General features: G+C 71.0%; 20 protein-coding genes. 7 read left to right on the forward strand and 13 right to left on the reverse strand.

From position 1 onward, the window contains the following. The first annotated feature begins 16 nt into the window (after window positions 1-16). Complete coding sequence (locus C8N24_RS31400; RefSeq protein WP_121257718.1) at window positions 17-439, forward strand: hypothetical protein; 423 nt, start codon at window positions 17-19, stop codon at window positions 437-439. A 56-nt stretch (window positions 440-495) separates the two neighbouring features. Here the strand turns inward: C8N24_RS31400 and C8N24_RS31405 are convergent, their stop codons facing one another. Beyond that, the gene (locus tag C8N24_RS31405; protein WP_121257720.1) at window positions 496-819 is read right to left on the reverse strand and encodes a nuclear transport factor 2 family protein; all 324 of its coding nucleotides are present in this window, start codon (window positions 817-819) and stop codon (window positions 496-498) included. 113 nt (window positions 820-932) lie between these two features. Between C8N24_RS31405 and C8N24_RS31410 the strand changes: the two genes are divergently transcribed. Beyond that, the gene (locus C8N24_RS31410; RefSeq protein WP_121257722.1) at window positions 933-1,463 is read left to right on the forward strand and encodes a MarR family winged helix-turn-helix transcriptional regulator; all 531 of its coding nucleotides are present in this window, start codon (window positions 933-935) and stop codon (window positions 1,461-1,463) included. Between the two features lie 8 nt (window positions 1,464-1,471). Here C8N24_RS31410 and C8N24_RS31415 read toward each other — a convergent pair whose 3' ends face one another. Continuing rightward, window positions 1,472-2,257 (reverse strand): SDR family oxidoreductase, encoded by a 786-nt coding sequence (locus C8N24_RS31415; protein WP_121257724.1) that lies wholly within the window; start codon window positions 2,255-2,257, stop codon window positions 1,472-1,474. Window positions 2,258-2,572: 315 nt separating this feature from the next. Between C8N24_RS31415 and C8N24_RS31420 the strand changes: the two genes are divergently transcribed. Continuing rightward, a complete protein-coding gene (locus C8N24_RS31420) occupies window positions 2,573-4,804 on the forward strand; it encodes a M28 family peptidase (protein ID WP_121257726.1) in 2,232 nt (743 codons plus the stop codon). Window positions 4,805-4,987: 183 nt separating this feature from the next. Here the strand turns inward: C8N24_RS31420 and C8N24_RS31425 are convergent, their stop codons facing one another. Together C8N24_RS31425 and C8N24_RS31430 are read right to left on the reverse strand one after the other, a co-directional pair. Beyond that, window positions 4,988-5,848, reverse strand: a complete 861-nt coding sequence (locus C8N24_RS31425) for a substrate-binding domain-containing protein (protein WP_121257728.1) — start codon at window positions 5,846-5,848, stop codon at window positions 4,988-4,990. 126 nt (window positions 5,849-5,974) lie between these two features. After that, entirely contained in the window at window positions 5,975-6,331 is a 357-nt protein-coding gene (locus C8N24_RS31430) for a hypothetical protein (RefSeq protein ID WP_147448081.1), read from the reverse strand. A gap of 297 nt (window positions 6,332-6,628) precedes the next feature. On the opposite strand from C8N24_RS31430, the gene C8N24_RS31435 reads away from it, so the two are divergent. Both C8N24_RS31435 and C8N24_RS31440 read left to right on the forward strand, forming a co-directional pair. Further along, window positions 6,629-7,453 (forward strand): DUF1963 domain-containing protein, encoded by an 825-nt coding sequence (locus tag C8N24_RS31435; RefSeq protein WP_121257732.1) that lies wholly within the window; start codon window positions 6,629-6,631, stop codon window positions 7,451-7,453. 86 nt (window positions 7,454-7,539) lie between these two features. Beyond that, window positions 7,540-7,830, forward strand: coding sequence for a hypothetical protein (locus C8N24_RS31440; RefSeq protein ID WP_121257734.1), 291 nt, complete (start codon window positions 7,540-7,542; stop codon window positions 7,828-7,830). 84 nt (window positions 7,831-7,914) lie between these two features. Here the strand turns inward: C8N24_RS31440 and C8N24_RS31445 are convergent, their stop codons facing one another. From C8N24_RS31445 to bla, 7 genes are all read right to left on the reverse strand, one after another. Beyond that, window positions 7,915-8,295: a Rid family detoxifying hydrolase gene (locus C8N24_RS31445; RefSeq protein WP_121257736.1), complete on the reverse strand. Its 381-nt coding sequence runs from the start codon at window positions 8,293-8,295 to the stop codon at window positions 7,915-7,917. A 28-nt stretch (window positions 8,296-8,323) separates the two neighbouring features. Further along, window positions 8,324-10,312, reverse strand: coding sequence for a beta-propeller fold lactonase family protein (locus tag C8N24_RS31450; RefSeq protein ID WP_121257738.1), 1,989 nt, complete (start codon window positions 10,310-10,312; stop codon window positions 8,324-8,326). Window positions 10,313-10,357: 45 nt separating this feature from the next. Next, window positions 10,358-10,540, reverse strand: a complete 183-nt coding sequence (locus C8N24_RS31455) for a hypothetical protein (RefSeq protein WP_121257740.1) — start codon at window positions 10,538-10,540, stop codon at window positions 10,358-10,360. 261 nt (window positions 10,541-10,801) lie between these two features. Next, entirely contained in the window at window positions 10,802-11,662 is an 861-nt protein-coding gene (locus C8N24_RS31460; RefSeq protein ID WP_121257743.1) for a DUF1963 domain-containing protein, read from the reverse strand. Next, entirely contained in the window at window positions 11,659-12,525 is an 867-nt protein-coding gene (locus C8N24_RS31465; protein ID WP_170179551.1) for a DUF1963 domain-containing protein, read from the reverse strand. Before C8N24_RS31465 ends, C8N24_RS31460 begins: the two co-directional genes overlap by 4 nt. A 103-nt stretch (window positions 12,526-12,628) precedes the next feature. Beyond that, window positions 12,629-13,393 carry a hypothetical protein gene (locus C8N24_RS31470; protein WP_147448083.1) on the reverse strand — a complete coding sequence of 255 codons (765 nt, stop codon included), beginning with the start codon at window positions 13,391-13,393 and terminating at the stop codon, window positions 12,629-12,631. Between the two features lie 119 nt (window positions 13,394-13,512). Further along, window positions 13,513-14,424 carry a class A beta-lactamase gene (gene bla / locus C8N24_RS31475; protein ID WP_121257748.1) on the reverse strand — a complete coding sequence of 304 codons (912 nt, stop codon included), beginning with the start codon at window positions 14,422-14,424 and terminating at the stop codon, window positions 13,513-13,515. Window positions 14,425-14,509: 85 nt separating this feature from the next. Between bla and C8N24_RS31480 the strand changes: the two genes are divergently transcribed. Next, window positions 14,510-15,085 carry a carboxymuconolactone decarboxylase family protein gene (locus tag C8N24_RS31480; RefSeq protein WP_121257750.1) on the forward strand — a complete coding sequence of 192 codons (576 nt, stop codon included), beginning with the start codon at window positions 14,510-14,512 and terminating at the stop codon, window positions 15,083-15,085. Beyond that, window positions 15,082-15,951: an RNA polymerase sigma-70 factor gene (locus C8N24_RS31485; RefSeq protein ID WP_121257752.1), complete on the forward strand. Its 870-nt coding sequence runs from the start codon at window positions 15,082-15,084 to the stop codon at window positions 15,949-15,951. Before C8N24_RS31480 ends, C8N24_RS31485 begins: the two co-directional genes overlap by 4 nt. Here C8N24_RS31485 and C8N24_RS31490 read toward each other — a convergent pair. Both C8N24_RS31490 and C8N24_RS31495 read right to left on the reverse strand, forming a co-directional pair. Continuing rightward, window positions 15,948-16,331: a VOC family protein gene (locus tag C8N24_RS31490; protein WP_121257754.1), complete on the reverse strand. Its 384-nt coding sequence runs from the start codon at window positions 16,329-16,331 to the stop codon at window positions 15,948-15,950. The two genes, C8N24_RS31485 and C8N24_RS31490, sit on opposite strands and share 4 nt — an antisense overlap. Window positions 16,332-16,434: 103 nt before the next feature. Continuing rightward, the gene (locus C8N24_RS31495) at window positions 16,435-16,641 is read right to left on the reverse strand and encodes a hypothetical protein (RefSeq protein ID WP_121257756.1); all 207 of its coding nucleotides are present in this window, start codon (window positions 16,639-16,641) and stop codon (window positions 16,435-16,437) included. Window positions 16,642-16,655 lie beyond the last annotated feature (14 nt).

Here is a 16,655-nt window from a genome sequence, read left to right on the forward strand (position 1 = left end):
CGGCTAGGTTCGCGCGATGGACTTGGACCGCCTCGACGACGCCTCCAGGGAGCAGGTGCGGCCGCTCCTCGACGAGATGGCGGCTTCGCGCGCGCTGCTCGAGACCGCACCCGAGCCCTGGCTGCGGTGGTGGCGGACCAGCGGCGAAGCCGAGCTGAGGTGCATCCTCATGACCGGCTGGGATCCCGTCGGGGCGATCGACGCGTGCTGGGACGAGTACGACGACTACCTGGAGGGCATCGTGAACCGCGTCCGATCGCCCGCTGATCACGAGCACATCGCGCCTGGGCTCGCCGACCACCTCGACCACCTCATCCGCGACTACATGGGCACGCTCACCGACCGCCAACGCCACACCAACCGCTGGATCGCAGAGGTCATCGTCACGTGGCATCGGTGGACGCAGGACCGCGGCCGCATCGGCGGCTCGAGCGCCTGAGCGCAGCCGACGGCGAACGCTCTCCGCGCCGGCGAACCGCCGTCACCCCCGGTGGGTCAGACGGGCTCGATGACCGGGTCGGTGATCACGTCGTCATCGATGCCGAAGGTGAACGCGAACGACAACGGGCCCCCCGGGAAGTCTCCGTCGCCGGAGGCCACGAGGCGGCCGTCCTCGTACGAGGTCGGCGTGAGGACGATCTTGGGGTTCACCAGATGGACCTGGAAGAACTCGCGGAGCTCGGCTTCGGTGGCGAAGGTGGTGCCGGCATCGACGATGGTCGCACCGGGCGCGAACGCCGCCTCCAGGGCCTTTGCGTCGTGCGCGTTGGTGGCCGCGACGAAGGTCTCGATGGCCCTGGGCAGGGTGATGGCGGTCATGGCTTGCGCTTCCTTCGATCGGGGGTTCCGGGGATTGAGCTTGAGCTCGATCGTAGCAAAGTCCTGTCCTACAGGACAGTACTTTGCCTCCGGAAGCCCGTAAGGTCTCCTGCATGGCCAACGCGCAACCAGCCAAGGATGTTCGCCCACGGGGAGCGAGCGACTTCCCCTACCGATCGCCGCTGCTCGCGAACCTGAGCGCGTTGATCCTGCTGTGGGAATCGCCCTCGATGCAGGGCGAGATCCTCGCCAAGAGCGGCGAGTCCCTCGACCAGCCGGCGCACCAGACGCTGCGGCTCCTGCTGGCCTGGGGCTCGATGCGCCCGACGGCGCTCGCCGACGCGCTGGGCACCGGTGCCTCGTACGTGAGCAAGATCGTGCGGCGCCTGGAGCAGGACGGCCTGGTGGAGCGCGCGACCGACCCCTCGGATCGCCGCGCCAGCCTGATCACCCTCACGGAGGCCGGAGAGACGGCGGCGCGCGGCGTCTACGAGCTCGGGGACCGGATGATCGCGGAGGTGCTCAGCGGCTGGTCCGCGGCGGACGTCCGCCGCTACACCGAGCTGACCGAGCGCTTCGTCAGCGACGCGATCAGCTCGGCGGAGCGGATGCGTGAGCGAGGACTGCTCTCCCACGTGCCGTGATCGGCGGCTCAGACGGTGGCGACGGTGCCGCCGTCGATCACGTACTCGGCGCCCACGATCGCCGAGGCTCGGTCAGACACCAGGAAGCCCACCAGGTCGGCGACCTCGTCCGGGTACGCGAACCGGCCCAGCGGAATGCCGCCGAGGGAGTCGTAGACCTTCTGCTCTGCCGCCTCTCGGGTGAGCCCCTCGGGCTTGGCGATCAGATCGACGAACCCCTCCCACGCCTCGGTCATGATCCCACCGGGGCTGACCGCGTTGACCCGCACGCCCCTCGGCGCCAGCTCGTTCGCCAGACCTTTGCTGTACGTGCGCAGCGCGGCCTTGGCGGCGGCGTAGGGCAGCGTGGCGTCGAACAGCGGCATCTGGTTCTGGATGGAGGTGACGTGCAGCACCACCCCCGAGCCTGCCTCGATCATCGAGGGCACGAGCGCTCGATCGAGACGCACGGCGCCCAGGAGGTTGAGCTGCAGCTCGGCCTGCCACTGGTCGTCGGAGATCACCGCGAACCCGCCGGCAGGCGTCGAAGAGCCGCCGACGTTGTGCACGAGGATCTCGACTCCCCCGGCCTCGAGCAGCCGCTCCGCGACGAGCGCGGAGCCTTCGGCGGTCGAGGTGTCGGCCGCGATGAACCGGTCGGGGAACGCGTAGCCCTCCGGCATCGATCGCGCCGTCACGTAGACATCGGCGCCCAGCGCTCGCAGGCGGTCCGCCGTCGCCTTGCCCGCCCCCTTGGACCCGCCGGTGACCAACGCGCGGCGGCCGTCGAGCCGATCACGTTCTGAAGCTGCCATGAGTTACCTCGCTTGGGCTGTCGCCCCGTCGTGAGCTGAGTGGACGTCGAAAGCGAAGCTAGCAGATTTACTGTCCTGCAGGACAGTATCTTGGAGACGTGTCCCGCCGAGCCTCCCAGAACGGCCGGGTTCCGGCACGACGATCGGCGAGGGCGGCGGGGTCCTCACGGGGAGGGTGTTGAGAGACTCCCACGCTGTGTAGTTGACAGGTTCTCGGGGGGACCTCTACTGTCGGTCGGAGTCTCCTGAGGCGCAGAGGACTGGTTCTGCGTCGACGGCTACATCACGGAGGGGTCCATGAAACACGCGCTACGCATGGCGACCACGACGGCCGCCATCGCTGCGTTCGGCATCTTCGCCGGTCCTGCGACCGCGCAGACGCCCAAGCCGAGCTACTACGACGAGCTCGTCGGCAATCTCGACGCGGCCAACTCATACGAGACCGTCCGCCACCTCGCCAATGACATCGGCGGGCGCTTCTCCGGCACGCGCCAGGAGGACCAGGCCGCCGAGTGGCTCAAGCAGCAGATGGACGGGTTCGGGTATCAGACCAAGATCAACCAGTACCACGGGTCGGCGACGACCTCGTCGGGCGTGGTTCGCTCACCGGACACCAAGCTCTATCCCGGTCCGACCTGGATCATGCGTGCCGCGAGCAACTCGAAGATGACCGGGTACGACACGCCCATCAGCGGCGAGGTCATCTGGATCAACAACAGCGGCGCCACCGCGGCTGACTTCCCGGCTTCGACCACGGGCAAGATCGCGGCCATCAACAACGTCACGGGCGCCGCGCTCAACACGGCGGTCGTCAACGCCACGGCCGCGGGCGCGATCGGCGTGATCAACATGGGCACCGGCAACTCGCCGCAGGGAGCGTTCACGCTCACCACCGCGGCGACCATCCCGGTGGTGTCCTCCGCCGACGTGCAGTCGGACACGATCAAGGAGCTGGTGTGCGCCCCGGGTCCTGACGGCTCGGTGTTCGCCCCGCACGCGGGCGGTACCGTCGGGCCGACGCAGAACGGCCCCTGGTGCGCCGATCAGAAGAAGTTGACGCTGACGATCGCGACGGAGACCGTCACCGCCAACTCGGCGGCCACCGCCGACGCTCCCGGCCTCTCCACGCGCGCGGTCATCACCGCGGAGAAGCAGGCGGTCAACGATGTCTTCGACACCGCGCCGATCGTCGGCATGGGCGGGCACATCGACTCGACGTTCGGCTCGCCGGGCGCGCACGACGACGCTACCGGCGAGGGCATCTGGCTCGAGGTCGCGCGCGTCATGAAGGACCTGCGGCTCAACAAGGAGATCCGCTTCGGCGGCTTCGGCGGCGAGGAGCAGGGCCTGACCGGTTCCACCGCCTGGGGCAACGATCACCTCTACGTCGGCTCTGATACCGACAACAACCCGCTGACGGCGAACGTCCCCGCCACGCCGCGCACGCCGAGCGCTGAGGCCAAGCGCTACATCGGCCAGTGGCAGATGGACATGACCGGCACGACGTTCGCTCCCGCCAGGCTGTGGGCGCTCACGGTCGACGGCAAGCCCAACCGCGTGACCGATGAGGCCTTCAAGGCTGCGCAGCGCAGCGGCATCTCAACCGGTGACGGCAACTACTTCGACCAGTGCAAGCTGTCGCAGTCCGACCACGTGCCGTTCCACAACGCCGGCATCCCGGCGGCGCTGTTCATCCACCTGAACTACATCAAGTCGGCCAACAAGGACTGCACGACCGGCGGCAGCAGCTCGAACTGCACCGGGTGCAGCTACAACATCGAGCCCGTCTACCACACGTCGCGTGACGCGATGGACAACGTCTCGCAGGTGCACCTGCAGGAGCAGCTCGACATCATCGGCGCCTCCTACATCTGGAACGCGCTGAACGCGGTCAACATCACGGCCACCAACGCCGCGGGCGCGCCGGTCGCCGGCGCCGACGTCACCGGCGACTGCGGTGACGGCGTGCGCGGCTTCGGCAAGACCGACGCGGCCGGCAAGATCGAGGTCCGCGTCCCGTCCGTGACCTGCGACTTCAAGGTCGGCAACGGCGTCGCCAAGGGCGTCGCGGTCGCGGGTGACATCCAGCTGCCGCTCGTCGCCACCAGCGCCGACGGCTCCGCGACCGGCACGGTCCCCGCGACCCTGTCGCTGACGCTGGGCACCCCGGCCAAGTTCGACCCGTTCATCCCGGGCACGACGAAGACCTACGAGTCCTCGACCATGGCCACCGTGATCTCCACCGCCGGTGACGCGCTCCTGAGCGTCGCCGACCCGTCCAGCACGGCCACCGGCCACCTGGTCAACGGCACGTTCTCCCTGCCGCAGCCGCTGCAGGCCCGTGCCCGCAACGCCGCCAACACCGGCACCGCGTACAACAACGTCGGCTCCAGCGCCTCGCCGCTGAACCTGCTGATGTACAACGGCCCGGTGTCCAACGACAACGTGACGCTCGGCTTCAGCCAGCTGATCAACTCGGGTGACGCGCTCCGCACGGGCACCTACAGCAAGACGCTGACCTTCACCCTCAGCACCACCAACCCGTAGTCAGACGGCGGGAAGGAGGGGCGGCGCCTCATCGCCGCCCCTCCGCTCGTCACGACGTCGCGGGCGCCAGCGCGTCCGCCGCGTGCTCGATGAGGGCCGCGACGTCGTCCGGACGCGACACCATCGGCACGTGGCTCGACGGGATCTCCAGCGGCGACGTGCTGCGCTTCGCGGTCGAGCCGCTCAGGGAAGGACCGCGCCGGTGGCGGCGAACGCGCTGCGTGCGCGCTCGGAGCGCAGGAACGTGACGTACCGCTTGACCATCAGGCGGTCGAGCGCGCGACGGGAGCGCTTCTTCGACATCGCGAAGTACACCGGGAAGGCGCCCGGATAGGTCAGCGACCGCACCGTGTCCTCGCTCGGCGTGACGCCGTCGAGCGGCACGATGCACGCTGCCTCGGCCGGAAGGGCACGGACGGACGAGAACGGGACGACGGAGGCCGAGCTCCGGTCCTGCATCGTCGCGCCGAGGCCCCCGTTCGAGGACAGAGCCGCGCCCGGTGGCAGCTTCTCCACGCCGAACAGGCCGTACGGGAAGCCGTCGCCGGTCAGATGCAGGCTGACGCGTCCGGCGTCCGATCCGACCTGGGACCAGTCGGTGATCTCGCCGCTGGCCACGCTCTTGGCCTGCGCGTAGGTGAGCCCGCCGCAAGCCGGGTTGGCGCGATTGAGCACGAGGACGTCGGCGTCGCGGGCGACGTCGGCGAGCACGTCGGCACGCTTCTGCTCGGCGGCGGTCAGGGGCCGGTCGATGAACAGCCCCGCGTCGGGGTCGAACGCGAACGTACCCGCGGCCACCGCCGCTGTGGGCGCGTTGGCGACCGTGTTGTTCCACTGCGCCCGGTAGGTGCGCTTGCCGACCTTGACGTTGAACCACCCGCGCGGCCGGATGCCCGCGACCGGGATGAACCCGAGCTGCTGCGCGAACCGGGGCGCGACCGTCGCGTTGACCTGCCAGTAGACCTTCTCCGGCTTGGGCGCGCCCTGGGCCGTGGCCGCGGGCAGGAGCAGCGCGACCAGCGTCGCGACGGCGAGGCGAGACATGTCCCAACAACGAACGGCAGCCGGCGTAACTCGCGCTGGGGCGCAGTCGACCGTTGCGTCACCAGCCACGACGGACACGGCGATCTGCCCCGCCTGGTACGTCGACCCCACCCGCGTCATCACCGACTAGAAGCCCAGAGGCGGGTTCACCAGCAATGCGGCGCAGCCCAGCGCGCCCACACCGACCGCGACGGCGAGCAGCTGAGCGGAACGTCGTGTGGCGACGACCCATGCGAGCGCATACAGCAGCGCCGCTTCACACAGCAACGCAGCGGCAAGACCGAGCGTCTCGGCCGGCGGACTCCCGAAGTCCTCGACATATCCGTTGAACAGCAGCGCCAACAGCCCGAACAGGCCGACGACCGATCCCGCCAGGCCGGCGATCACGGCGACACCGGTCCGGCGGCGCGCCGGCCACGCGAAGCGCGCGATCAACGCAACGGGTCCTACGGAAAGTGCCAAAGCGACGAGCCAGAAGGTCATCGGTGAGCGCTCCGTCGAGGCACCTGAACGTATCGGCACCCGCTCCCCCGATCTGAACCGGCATCGAGCCACGCAGCGATCGTGACCGGCGGCGGAGTGGCGGATCGTCGACGAGGGCTGCTCGTGCCGACGGTCAGGTGACGCGCTCTGGGCACCGGAAGCGACACAGCGCGGCCGCGCCGATGTCCTTCCTGTCCGCGCCGGACAGCACGCTCGGGGCGATGCGGGAGACGGCCATGTAGGCCCGAAGTCGCGGCTGGACGCACGGCGGAGTCGTCGAACCGCGATGCTTTGGCGATGTTGACGCAGAGCGAAGTCCGTACCTTGGCGGACGACCTTGGGCTCGGGCATCTCGCTGAAGGTCTCGTTGAGGCGCTGCGCCCGGTCTATCGGCTCGAGCTCTCCTCGGATGGCGATGTGGTGCGGATCGGAGGGACGCCCGACCTTGTCGAAGGCGAGCAGTGGCCGTGCAACCCGCGCGGGGTCGCGTTGACGTTCATCGCGCAGTTGGAGCCCTCACGGTTGCCGACGCTTCCCGCGGCCGACACGTCGGCCGCCGGCTGGCTCGGCGACCGGCGATGCATACGCCTCTTCGCGGATCTCTACGACCGACCGTTGGACACCACAGCGCTCGTGGCGCTGGTCGCCGACGCGGCCGCTCCGTGCGTCAACGCGGCACAGCCGACGCGCCCACCAAGCCTGTTCGAGGAACGCGCGGTCGGCGCTCTCGACCAGTGCCCTGTCGACGCGGTTCCCGCCTGGGCGCTGGACGGGTCACATCCCGCTGTGGCTGCCGCCGAGCGGATCGACCACGGCGACATGCTCCGCGACGCGCCTCTGCTGGAGCTCAGTCACCGGCTGCACACGACCCAGGAGCTGCTGCCGGGTTGGCAGCTGCTGCCACGACTTCTCGGCCCTCTGGACGAGGAAGCCGCCGAACTGTCCATCACGTTTCCAGGGATCGATCCCGAGCTCGAAGACGCACGCGCCTGGACCGTGCTGCTGCAGCTCGGAGAGCCGTTCTTCAGCTACCCCGGGGGTCTGTACGTGCTGATCCCCAGCGCCGATCTCGCAGAGCACCGCTACGACCGCGCGCTGGCCGGGTGCGGGCCTGTCGGCTGACGCGCAGTCGACGTCAGAGCCGGCCAAGAGGAGGGCACCGGCACGCAACGTCTCTCGAATCCGCCGTACCGGACGAATACTCGAGCATGGCTTCCATCGGTGTGCTGGTCCTCGGCGCGGTGGCGCTTGCTCCCCTCGTGATCCTCTGGCGGTGCCAGTGGGAAAGAGCGGCCCTCGGCTTTGCTGCCGTCGCCGTGCTGATCGGGATCGCGACCGCCGTCGCGTTCGTGATCGTTGACGACTCGCCCACGTGCGACGACGTATGCGAGGAGCTCTATCCGCTGATGCTCGGCGCCGCCGCCGTCACGGCACTCGACGTCGTCGCTTGGGCGCTGGCACTCTTCGCAGCGTTGCGACGGCGCCTGGCCCACCCGTAGCGATCGCGAGCGGACCGAAGTACGCGACGGTCCGAATCCGGGCCCGGACGGCATAGCGCCGCGATTTCGGACCGCTTTCCGAGGTCAGCCCGGGAGGACCGCTATCGCCTCGATCGAGACGAGCAGTCCGCGCGGAAGCCGCACGTGAGCCGGGGCCGAGCGCGCCGGAGGCGGGTCGGGCATGTGCCGCGCGTACACCTCGTTGAGACGGCCGAAGTCCTCGACGTCCGCGTAGAAGATCGTCGTCTTGACCACGTCGTCCATCGACGCCCCCGCCGCCTCGAGCACGCTCGCCAGGTTGGTCAAGGCCTGCTCGGTCTGCGCTTCGATCCCCTCCGGGATCGTCCCCGCCGGGTCGATGCCGGCCATCCCCGAGCAGAAGACGAGACCGTTGGCGACGATCGCCTGGCTGTACGGACCGAGTGCTGCCGGCGCCTGCTCGCTGGACACTGCGCGTCTGATCATCGACCAAGTCTCCTCCACCAGCCGGCGCCTACCGCACCCGCACCTGGCGCCTGACCGGTCCCGCGGTGACGCGATAGATCCCGGGCTTGACCGTGCGGCGGACCGTCCGACTGGTCGTGAGGGTGGCCGTGTGGACCCAGCGCTTCCCGGCGCGGCGGTGGATGGTGATTCGGGTGCGCGCGGACACGGTGACCACGATGCGGCGGTTGGACACCGACACGCGCGGGCGGGCGGGCGCAGCGGACCCGCGCTCTGCGGGCGCGGCCGGGCCGACCGTGACCGGTCCGGGAAGCGCGGACGTGGCGAGGATGGGTCGGCCGCCGGCGTCGGGCGCTGCCGCGGAGGTGGGCTCGGCGCCGTGTGACGGGCCGGCGTCCGGGGGCGGCGATGGGTCGGACGAGGCCGTTGGCTCCGGGCTGGGCGACGGCGTCGGCTGCGGGCCGGGCTCGGCCGCGCCCGTGAAGGGCAAGACCGCGGCGCCGCTGCGCGCGACCACGCGGCCGAAGCCGTTCTCCGCGACCACGCGGTAGTGGTACTGCTTGCCCGGCTCGAGCCCGGTGACGAGCTCCTTCACCGAGCGCTCGCTCCAGTCGAGCACGGGGATCTCGCGCGGCGGGGTGGTGCGGCCGAGCTCCTGCGTCTCTCCCCACTCGAACCAGTACCGGCCCGTGCCCTGGACGGTGGCCGCGAATGCCGCAGCCGTGCCGGTCCGGCCCAGCGGCTGGTGGGTTTCGACGCTGAGCCCCGGACCTTCGCCGTACGGCTGGGTCGTGAAGGTGGCGTCGGGGCTGTAGGCCGGACCCGCGGGCGTGTTCACCACGAGCCGGTAGTGGTAGGTCGTGCCCGGCGCGAGGTCGCGCAGCGACTTCGTCACCCGCGTCCAGCCGCCGCCGGCGCTCGACGTCGAGCCGCCCTCGTCGAAGCGCCCGTAGGACGTCGTCGGACCGTATTCCCAGCGCACGGCGTAGCGGGCCCCGTACGGGTTGATCCGCGCGTTGAGGCCGACGGTCATCTGGGTCGCGCCGTCCGGCGCTTCCAGCTCCACCGACGCCCGGGTTCCCGTCGGCGTCCCCGAGCCGAACGTGCAGCCTGGCGCGGAGGTGAACCCGGAGCAGCCGGCGTACACCAGCGCGCCGTCGGTGCCGAGGGCGAAGCGCGTGATCGTGTCCGAATAGGGGCCGGACTGGCCCACGGCGAGCCCGCCGGCGTCGAAGGCCAATCCGGTCAGCCGTCCTTGCCGGTGCTGGTCCGTGTCGACAGGCGTCGGCGAGCAGCCGCTCGTCTCGTTGCCGATGCAGTCCGCGAAGGTCAGGGTGCCGTCCGCCGCGGCGCGGAAGTGCGTCACGGCTTTCGGGCCCTCGAAGGCGTTCGAGCTCCCGGTCGAGCCCGTCGTGTACACGTGCCGGCTGTCGGCGCTGACCACGATCGCGTTCGCCCCCGCGGTCGAGACCACGCCCGCGGGCAGCGCCGGGCAGCCCGTGCCGTAGCGGATGTCCGCGCCGACGCACCCCGCGTAGGAGTGGGCGCCCGTCTCCGGGTCGCGCCGGAAGTGGACGATTCGACTCTCGGTGAACGGGTTCTCGTCGCCCGACGCGACGTACGCATTGCGCCCGTCGGGGCTGAGCGCCAGGGCGCGAGACTCCCCGAGGCGCCCCTCGGCCCGGCCGACGTAGGTCAGCCGGCCGTCCGCCGCACGCCGGTACTGGCCCAGACCGGGGGCCAGGACGTAGACGTCCCGCCCGTCCGCGCTGACCTCGATGTCCTTGGGCCAGGTGAACTCGTCGAACCCGGACGGCCCGCACCCAGCCGGCAGCCCGTAACACCCGACATAGGTCAGCGCCCCGCCCGCACCGACCTTGAAGTGCGACAGCGCGCCGTCCTCCTCGCCGTCCTGGGAGATCACGTACAGGTCCTGGCCGTCCGGAGACAGCGCCTGGCCGCGGACCACCGAGGCCGAGGCGGGAGCGGGGACCGCGGCCACGAGCGCCGCGCAGATCAGCCACCGGTGAAGACGCACGTAGTGCGTGTACCACCGCGGGCCTGAAGTTACTCGATGACTTCGCTACCGCGGTGGTGGTGTGTAGGACGCATCGCTGGTCGATGCGAGCGGCCAGTCGAGGACCAGCCCTTCGTCCGTGCCGCCGACGGCCAGCTTCCCCGCGGCTGGCGAGATGGCGACATCGAAGGCCGGGAAGGGCAGGTTCATCAGCCGGGGCGGGCTGCGGATGTCGTCGAAGACGCGCACGCTGGAGTGGTGCGCGTGGATCAGCTCGTCGGCGGGTCCCCAGCAGAGTCCGTGTGCGGCGCCGTCCCAACGTGCGGGGAAGGCTTGATGCGAGGCGCTCCATGTGCCGTCAGCTCGCTGCTCGGAGACTTCGAGCCCGGCGCTGATGCCGGCGACGCGCGTGCCATCGGCAGAGAGCGCGACCGAGAACGGAGGGCCCCAGAAACCGATGCCGTCCTCGGTGAAGCGGATCGGCGTGCCTTCTCCCAGATCGCGGCCGGACTAGTAGCGGTCGAAGACGCCGCAGGCGCGCTCGAAGCGGCCGGCCTGCAGGTCCGCCGGTGAGATCAGGAACTGGACCCGTCCGAAGCTCTTGATCGCAAAGCCCAGCGGCTTGTCGTAGCCGAGCGTGAACAGATGGCGCCAGGTGTCCTTCGGGCGCTCGGCGCGCAGCGAGCACGGACTGCCCCCCACCGGCGCCGCGCCGTACCCGAGCACGCGGTGTGGGCGGTACTTGTCGCCCTCGAGGAGGTTCTGGACGCCGCTCCAGGCGAAGAAATCGACCTTGACCTCCTGGAGTGGTGCCATCAGCCGGTCGCCCCAGTCGAGATTCGGGAGGTCGGGGCGCACGTCGAAGCGCGGGGCGGCCGGACGCAGCCGCAGTGCGTGCCGCGGGAACGCGGCGCGACGGAGCGGCGTGCCGGGGCGAGCGTGGATGACGGTCGCGCATTCGCCGTTGAACGGCTGGTACCAGCTCCCGTTCGCGCGCTCGATGTGGGCGAAGAACAGGATCGTGCCGTCATGCGCACCCAGCTCCGCGAGCTCGGGCGGGAGGTCGCGGGGCCGCAGCTGACCGAGGAAGGTCTGGGCGTAGCCGCGGCAGCGCGGCCACTTGGTGCCTGCCGGGAGATCCGGCCGCCCGCCGAGACGTGACGTACCGAGCTCCTCGGGCTCTGTCGAGAGCAGTGTGCGGTCGACGATCGCCACGGGACGCGCCGCCGGCGCGATCGTGTCGGCCAGTGCGCCGAGCTGGCGCGCCGCGAGTGCGGCACGCACCTCCGACTCGCGGAAGCCCTGCGCGGACGCCGCGGGCGCGGATGCGAGCAGCGCAAGCGCGGCCAAGGTCGTGGCGAGTCGGATCATGCGCTGTCGAAGACGCCGCAGACGCGATCGACGCGTCCGGCGCGCAGGTCCGCGGGCGCGATCAGGATCTGCAGGGCACCGGCGTCCGCGACGTTGAAGCCGAGTTTGTCGTCCGGGCCGATCGTGAACAGATGGCGCCACGTGTCCCGCGCGCGCTCCGCGCGCTCCGAGCAGTCGTCGCCGCCGTTGGGCGCGCGGCTGTAGCCCAAGAGCACGTGCTCCAGCCTCGGCTTGCCACGAAGCAGGTCACGGACCTCGAACCAGCGTTCCCAGTCGGCGACCTTCACCTTGTGCAGCGGGCCCATGAGCGTGTCCTTGTCGAGCGCGAGGTCGGGGACGTCGGGCCGCGCCGTGAAGCGCGGCCGCGAGGGGCGCATCCGCAGCGTGTCGCCCGGCAGTGCGGTGCGCCGCAGCGTCGTCCCGGCGCGGGCGTGCAGGACCGTCGTGCATTCGCCGCCGTAGAGTCCGTAGTCGCGCTCGCCCTCCTCGAACTCGACGTGCGTGAAGAACAGCAGCGTCCCGCCGAGCCGGCGCAGCTCGCGCGCGCCACCGGGTAGCTCGCGCACGCGGATCTGGGCCAGGAAGGTCTGGTGCTCGCCCTTGCACATCGGCCAGGCGGCGCCCGCGGGGAGGTCGGGCCGGCCGCCGAAGCGCGACGTCCCGAGCGCGGCGGGCTCCCGCTTCCGCTGGGCGAGATCGACCGTCACGACGGGCCGGGCGGCACCGGCGACCCGGGACGCGATCTTCCCGAAGCCCGCCGCGGTCAACGCGTCGCGGACCTCGCGCTCGCGGAACCCGTCGGCACGGGCGGAGGGCGCCGCGAGGAGCAACAGCAGCAGGAACGATGAGAGGACGCGCAGCACGGCGCGCCACCCTAGCCGGTCAGTCGGTGGAGCATGGCGCGCGTCGCCGACGATCCCTCCGCGACACCTGCACGAAACGGTGGACGTCGTGGACGCTGGACACCTAAGCCGCCGGGGCGCGAACCCCATCCGCCAGCTGTTCCGCCAGAGGGCTGAAGTACGGGCGCAGCCGGTCGTAGGGGATGGTCGCGATCAGCCACTGGCAGTTCCCGCGGGAGAAGCCGAGGGCCATCCCGGCTTCGAGCAGCGCAAAGTGCCGGTAGTTGTGCGCCGTGGGGCGCAGCCATGGCCAGCCGGTGAGGCAGACGGCACGTGACGGTTCCTGGCGCCTGAACGATTCCTCGAACTCGCGTTCGAGCACCGACAGCGCGCGCACCGGTTCGGCGAACAACTCGGCAAGGCCGACACGCCGGCCCGAGGGGACCTGGACCGTTCCCGAGACGACGACGGCACCGTGGTTGCCGCCCGGGAAGCGGTGGATGGACGGCATGAGCACGCTGACCACCGTCGAGCTCGCTGAGACCAGACCCGGGTCGACGCTGGTCTCGTAGGACCCGCGCAGCTCGTTGCCGGCGTTGCGCGCGGCCTCGTTCCCGGCGTCGCGCGCGGACTGCTCGTACGCGGCCTGGTCGGAGATCACGACCCGCCGCAGCGCGGCGTTGACCCGATCGAGGCCATCCGCGCCGCCAACCTGGGCGAACGTGCCCTTGGTCGCGTAGTTGGGCACGTCGAACAGCGGCGTCGGCGCCTCGACCAGCCGCAGGGCGACCACAGATCCCGCGCGATCTTGACCGGCGCGTTCGCGCGGGACGTCACCGCCGCCGCCGCACCCGACCAGCGCGCCGGCTGTCATCGCCGCCGCGATCACGACGCCGGCGCACGTCCGCAACGTTGACTCGCTCAGCCCTGCTCCACGCGCGCCGCCGACGTTCAACCACCGCCTGACCGAAAGCACGACGCACCACTTGCCAACCTCCGTGTGCACCGCTAGCCCAACACCGCGATCGTCGCCTTCGCCGCCGCGGCCACCAGCGCATCGTCGGGTTCAGCGTCAGCGGCACGGCCGCGGGTCATGATCGCCAGCACGATCGGGTCGCGCTCCGGCGGCCAGAGGACGGCGATGTCGTTGCGGGCGCCGTAGGTCGCGCCCGTGCCGGTCTTGTCGCCGACGGTCCAGTCGTCGGGCACGCCGGCGCGGATGAGCGCGCCGCCGGTCGTGTTGGTGCGCAACCACCTCGTCAGCTGGGCGCGCTCGGGCGCGTCCAGAGCGTCGCCGAGCACGAAGGTGCGGAGGCTCCCGGCCAGCGCGCGCGGCGTGCTCGTGTCCTTCACCTGCCCGGGTTCCCAGACGTTGAGGTCGGGCTCGGGACGGTCCATGCGGGTGACGTCGTCGCCCTCTTCCGCGAGGATCGCATCCAGGCCCTTCGGCCCGCCGAGCTCGTCGAGCAGCAGGTTCGCCGCGGTGTTGTCGCTGTAGCGCACGGCCGCCGACGCGAGTGCGTTCAGGCTCATGCGCGTGCCCAGCCGCTGCTCGGTCACGGGTGAGTAGGCGTTGACGAGCTGCTCGACCGGCACGGTCTTGCGCAGCCCGTCCACGCCCACCTCTCTCAGCAGCGCGGCCGCGGCGAGCGCCTTGAAGGTGGAGGCGAACGGGAAGCGGTCGTCGGCGCGGTACGCGAGCTCGCGGCCGGTGCCGGTGTCCAGCGCGTAGACGCCGAGCCGCGCATCGTGGCGGCGCTCGAGCCGGCGCAGCGCGGCCGTGGACGGGGCGCGCTCCGCGGTCGCGGTGGGCGTTGCCACGACGGTCGGTGACGGCGACGCCGCGACCGGCGGCGACTCGTCCCCGCAGCCGGCGGCCACGAGCAGCATCCCCACGCCGAGCACGGTTGCGCCTCTCATCGCGTCAGGGATAGCGAGTCGCGTGTCACACGTGACCCGCGGGCGGTGTCTGGATGCCGTGAGGCAACCCGACGAAGGAGGCGACATGGCTCCCCGCATCCCCCCGACCGAGATCGACGGCGTCTACGGCGCGCTCGTCAAGCGCATGGCGCGCCGGATGCTCGGCGACGTGCCCGAGTCGCTGGGCGTGGCGTGGCACAACAAGCAGGTGCTGAACTTCGGCTTCGGGCTCGGCCGCAAGTCACGCAAGTGGAACCGGTGCGACGAGAGCCTGAAGACGTTCGCGCACATGGCCGTCGCGAGCTACGTCGGCTGCAGCGCGTGCCTGGACATCGGCTACTTCCACGCGCACCAGCAGGGCCTGGACCTCGACAAGGCGCGCGAGGTGCCGCGCTGGCGGGAGTCGACCCGGTTCACCCCGCTCGAGCGGGACGTGATGGAGTACGCGGAAGCGATGTCGCAGACCCCGCCCACGGTCACCGACGAGCTGTCCGCCCGGCTGCTGGAGGCGCTCGGCCCGGCCGCGCTGATCGAGCTCACCTCGTACGCCGCACTCGCGAACTACTACACGCGCATGAACACGGCGCTCGGCATCGAGGCGGACGGCCTCGCCGACCGCTGCGAGCTCAAGCCCCTCGCGATGCCCGCCGTCGCCGCATGACCGAGGACCCGTTCGTCACGCACCGCAGCCTGCTGTTCACGGTGGCCTACGAGCTGCTGGGCTCGGCCGCCGACGCCGAGGACGTCGTGCAGGAGACGTGGCTGCGGTGGGCGGACGGGAGCCGCGCGGAGGTGCGCGACCCACGCGCGTACCTCGTCCGGATCGTCACCCGCCAGGCGCTCAACCGGCTGCGGACGATCGCGCGCCGGCGTGAGGAGTACGTCGGCGAGTGGCTGCCCGAGCCGCTGCTCACCAGCCCAGACGTCGCCGAGGACGTGGAGCTGGCCGAGAGCGTCTCGATGGCGATGCTGACCGTGCTGGAGACGCTCGCGCCGACCGAGCGCGCGGTGTTCGTCCTGCGCGAGGTGTTCGACGTGCCCTACGACGAGATCGCCGCGGCGGTCGACAAGTCCCCTGCCGCCGTGCGCCAGATCGCCCACCGCTCACGTGAGCACGTGGCGGCGCGACGGCCACGCGTGCATGTCGACCGCGCCGAGCGCGAGCAGGTGGTGCGGCGCTTCCTGCTCGCGCTCGACACCGGCGACCTGCAGCGGTTGCTGGAGGTGCTCGCGCCCGACGTCGTGGTGGTCGCCGACGGCGGCGGTGAGGCGACCGCGGTCCGGCGGCCGATCGTCGGCCGTGAGAAGGTGGCGAAGCTGCTCGGCCGCTTCCGCGCGATCGTGCCCCACGCCGAGGTCGGCACGCTCTGGGTCAACGGCGAGCTGACCGCGCGGATCGACCTCGACGGTGCGCTGGACACGATCGTCAGCGTCGAGGTCGCGGACGGCCGGATCAGCCGGATCTACGCCGTCCGCAACCCGCGCAAGCTCGCCCGCCTCGACGAGGAGGCGACGCTGCGCCGCTAGCTCTCGCGCGGCGCGTAGCGGCCGTGCAGCATCAGCGGGTTGCCGTCGACGTCGGCGAAGAACGCCATGTGGCACACGCCGGTGTCGACGGTGTCCCCGAAGAACGTCACGCCGCGGCCTTCGAGCAGCTCGCGCATCCCCTTCACGTCGTCCGTGTGGAGCGCGACCGCGTTCGTGTTGGCGTTGAACTCGAGCCCCGCCGTCGTCGGGTCCCACACGCTGAGCGTCGTCCCACCGAGGTCGAACTCCGAGAACGGCTTGTCGACCGTGTGCGCCGACTGCTCGAGCCCGAGCGTCTCGGCGTAGAACGCCGTGGCGCGCTCCCCGTCCTGCGTGGGGATCGGGACGAAGTCGACGCGGCTGATCACAGGGTTGCTCATGGAGCGGAGCCTACGTCGCTTTGCGGTCAGCTCACGTCCGCAATCAGCAGCTTCCACCACACGCGTGCCTCTTTGGTTCCGAGGCACGCGCGCGGTCAAACCATCAGCAGCCCATGTGGCGGATCGGGTCGCACACCCCGCCGTCGCGCATGATGATCCCCTGCGACGTGGCGGCGGGGCCCACGAGCACGGTGTGGTTCGCGCCGGCCTGCGGCAGCGTCGTGGCGGCGGAAGCGGGGCCGGAGACCGCGATGGTGGCGACGATCGGCAGCGCCAGCAGGGCGAACGTACGGCGGAGGACGGCGGACATGCGTGGGCCTTTCG

Source organism: Solirubrobacter pauli (assembly GCF_003633755.1).
In the GTDB taxonomy this organism is placed as follows: domain Bacteria; phylum Actinomycetota; class Thermoleophilia; order Solirubrobacterales; family Solirubrobacteraceae; genus Solirubrobacter; species Solirubrobacter pauli.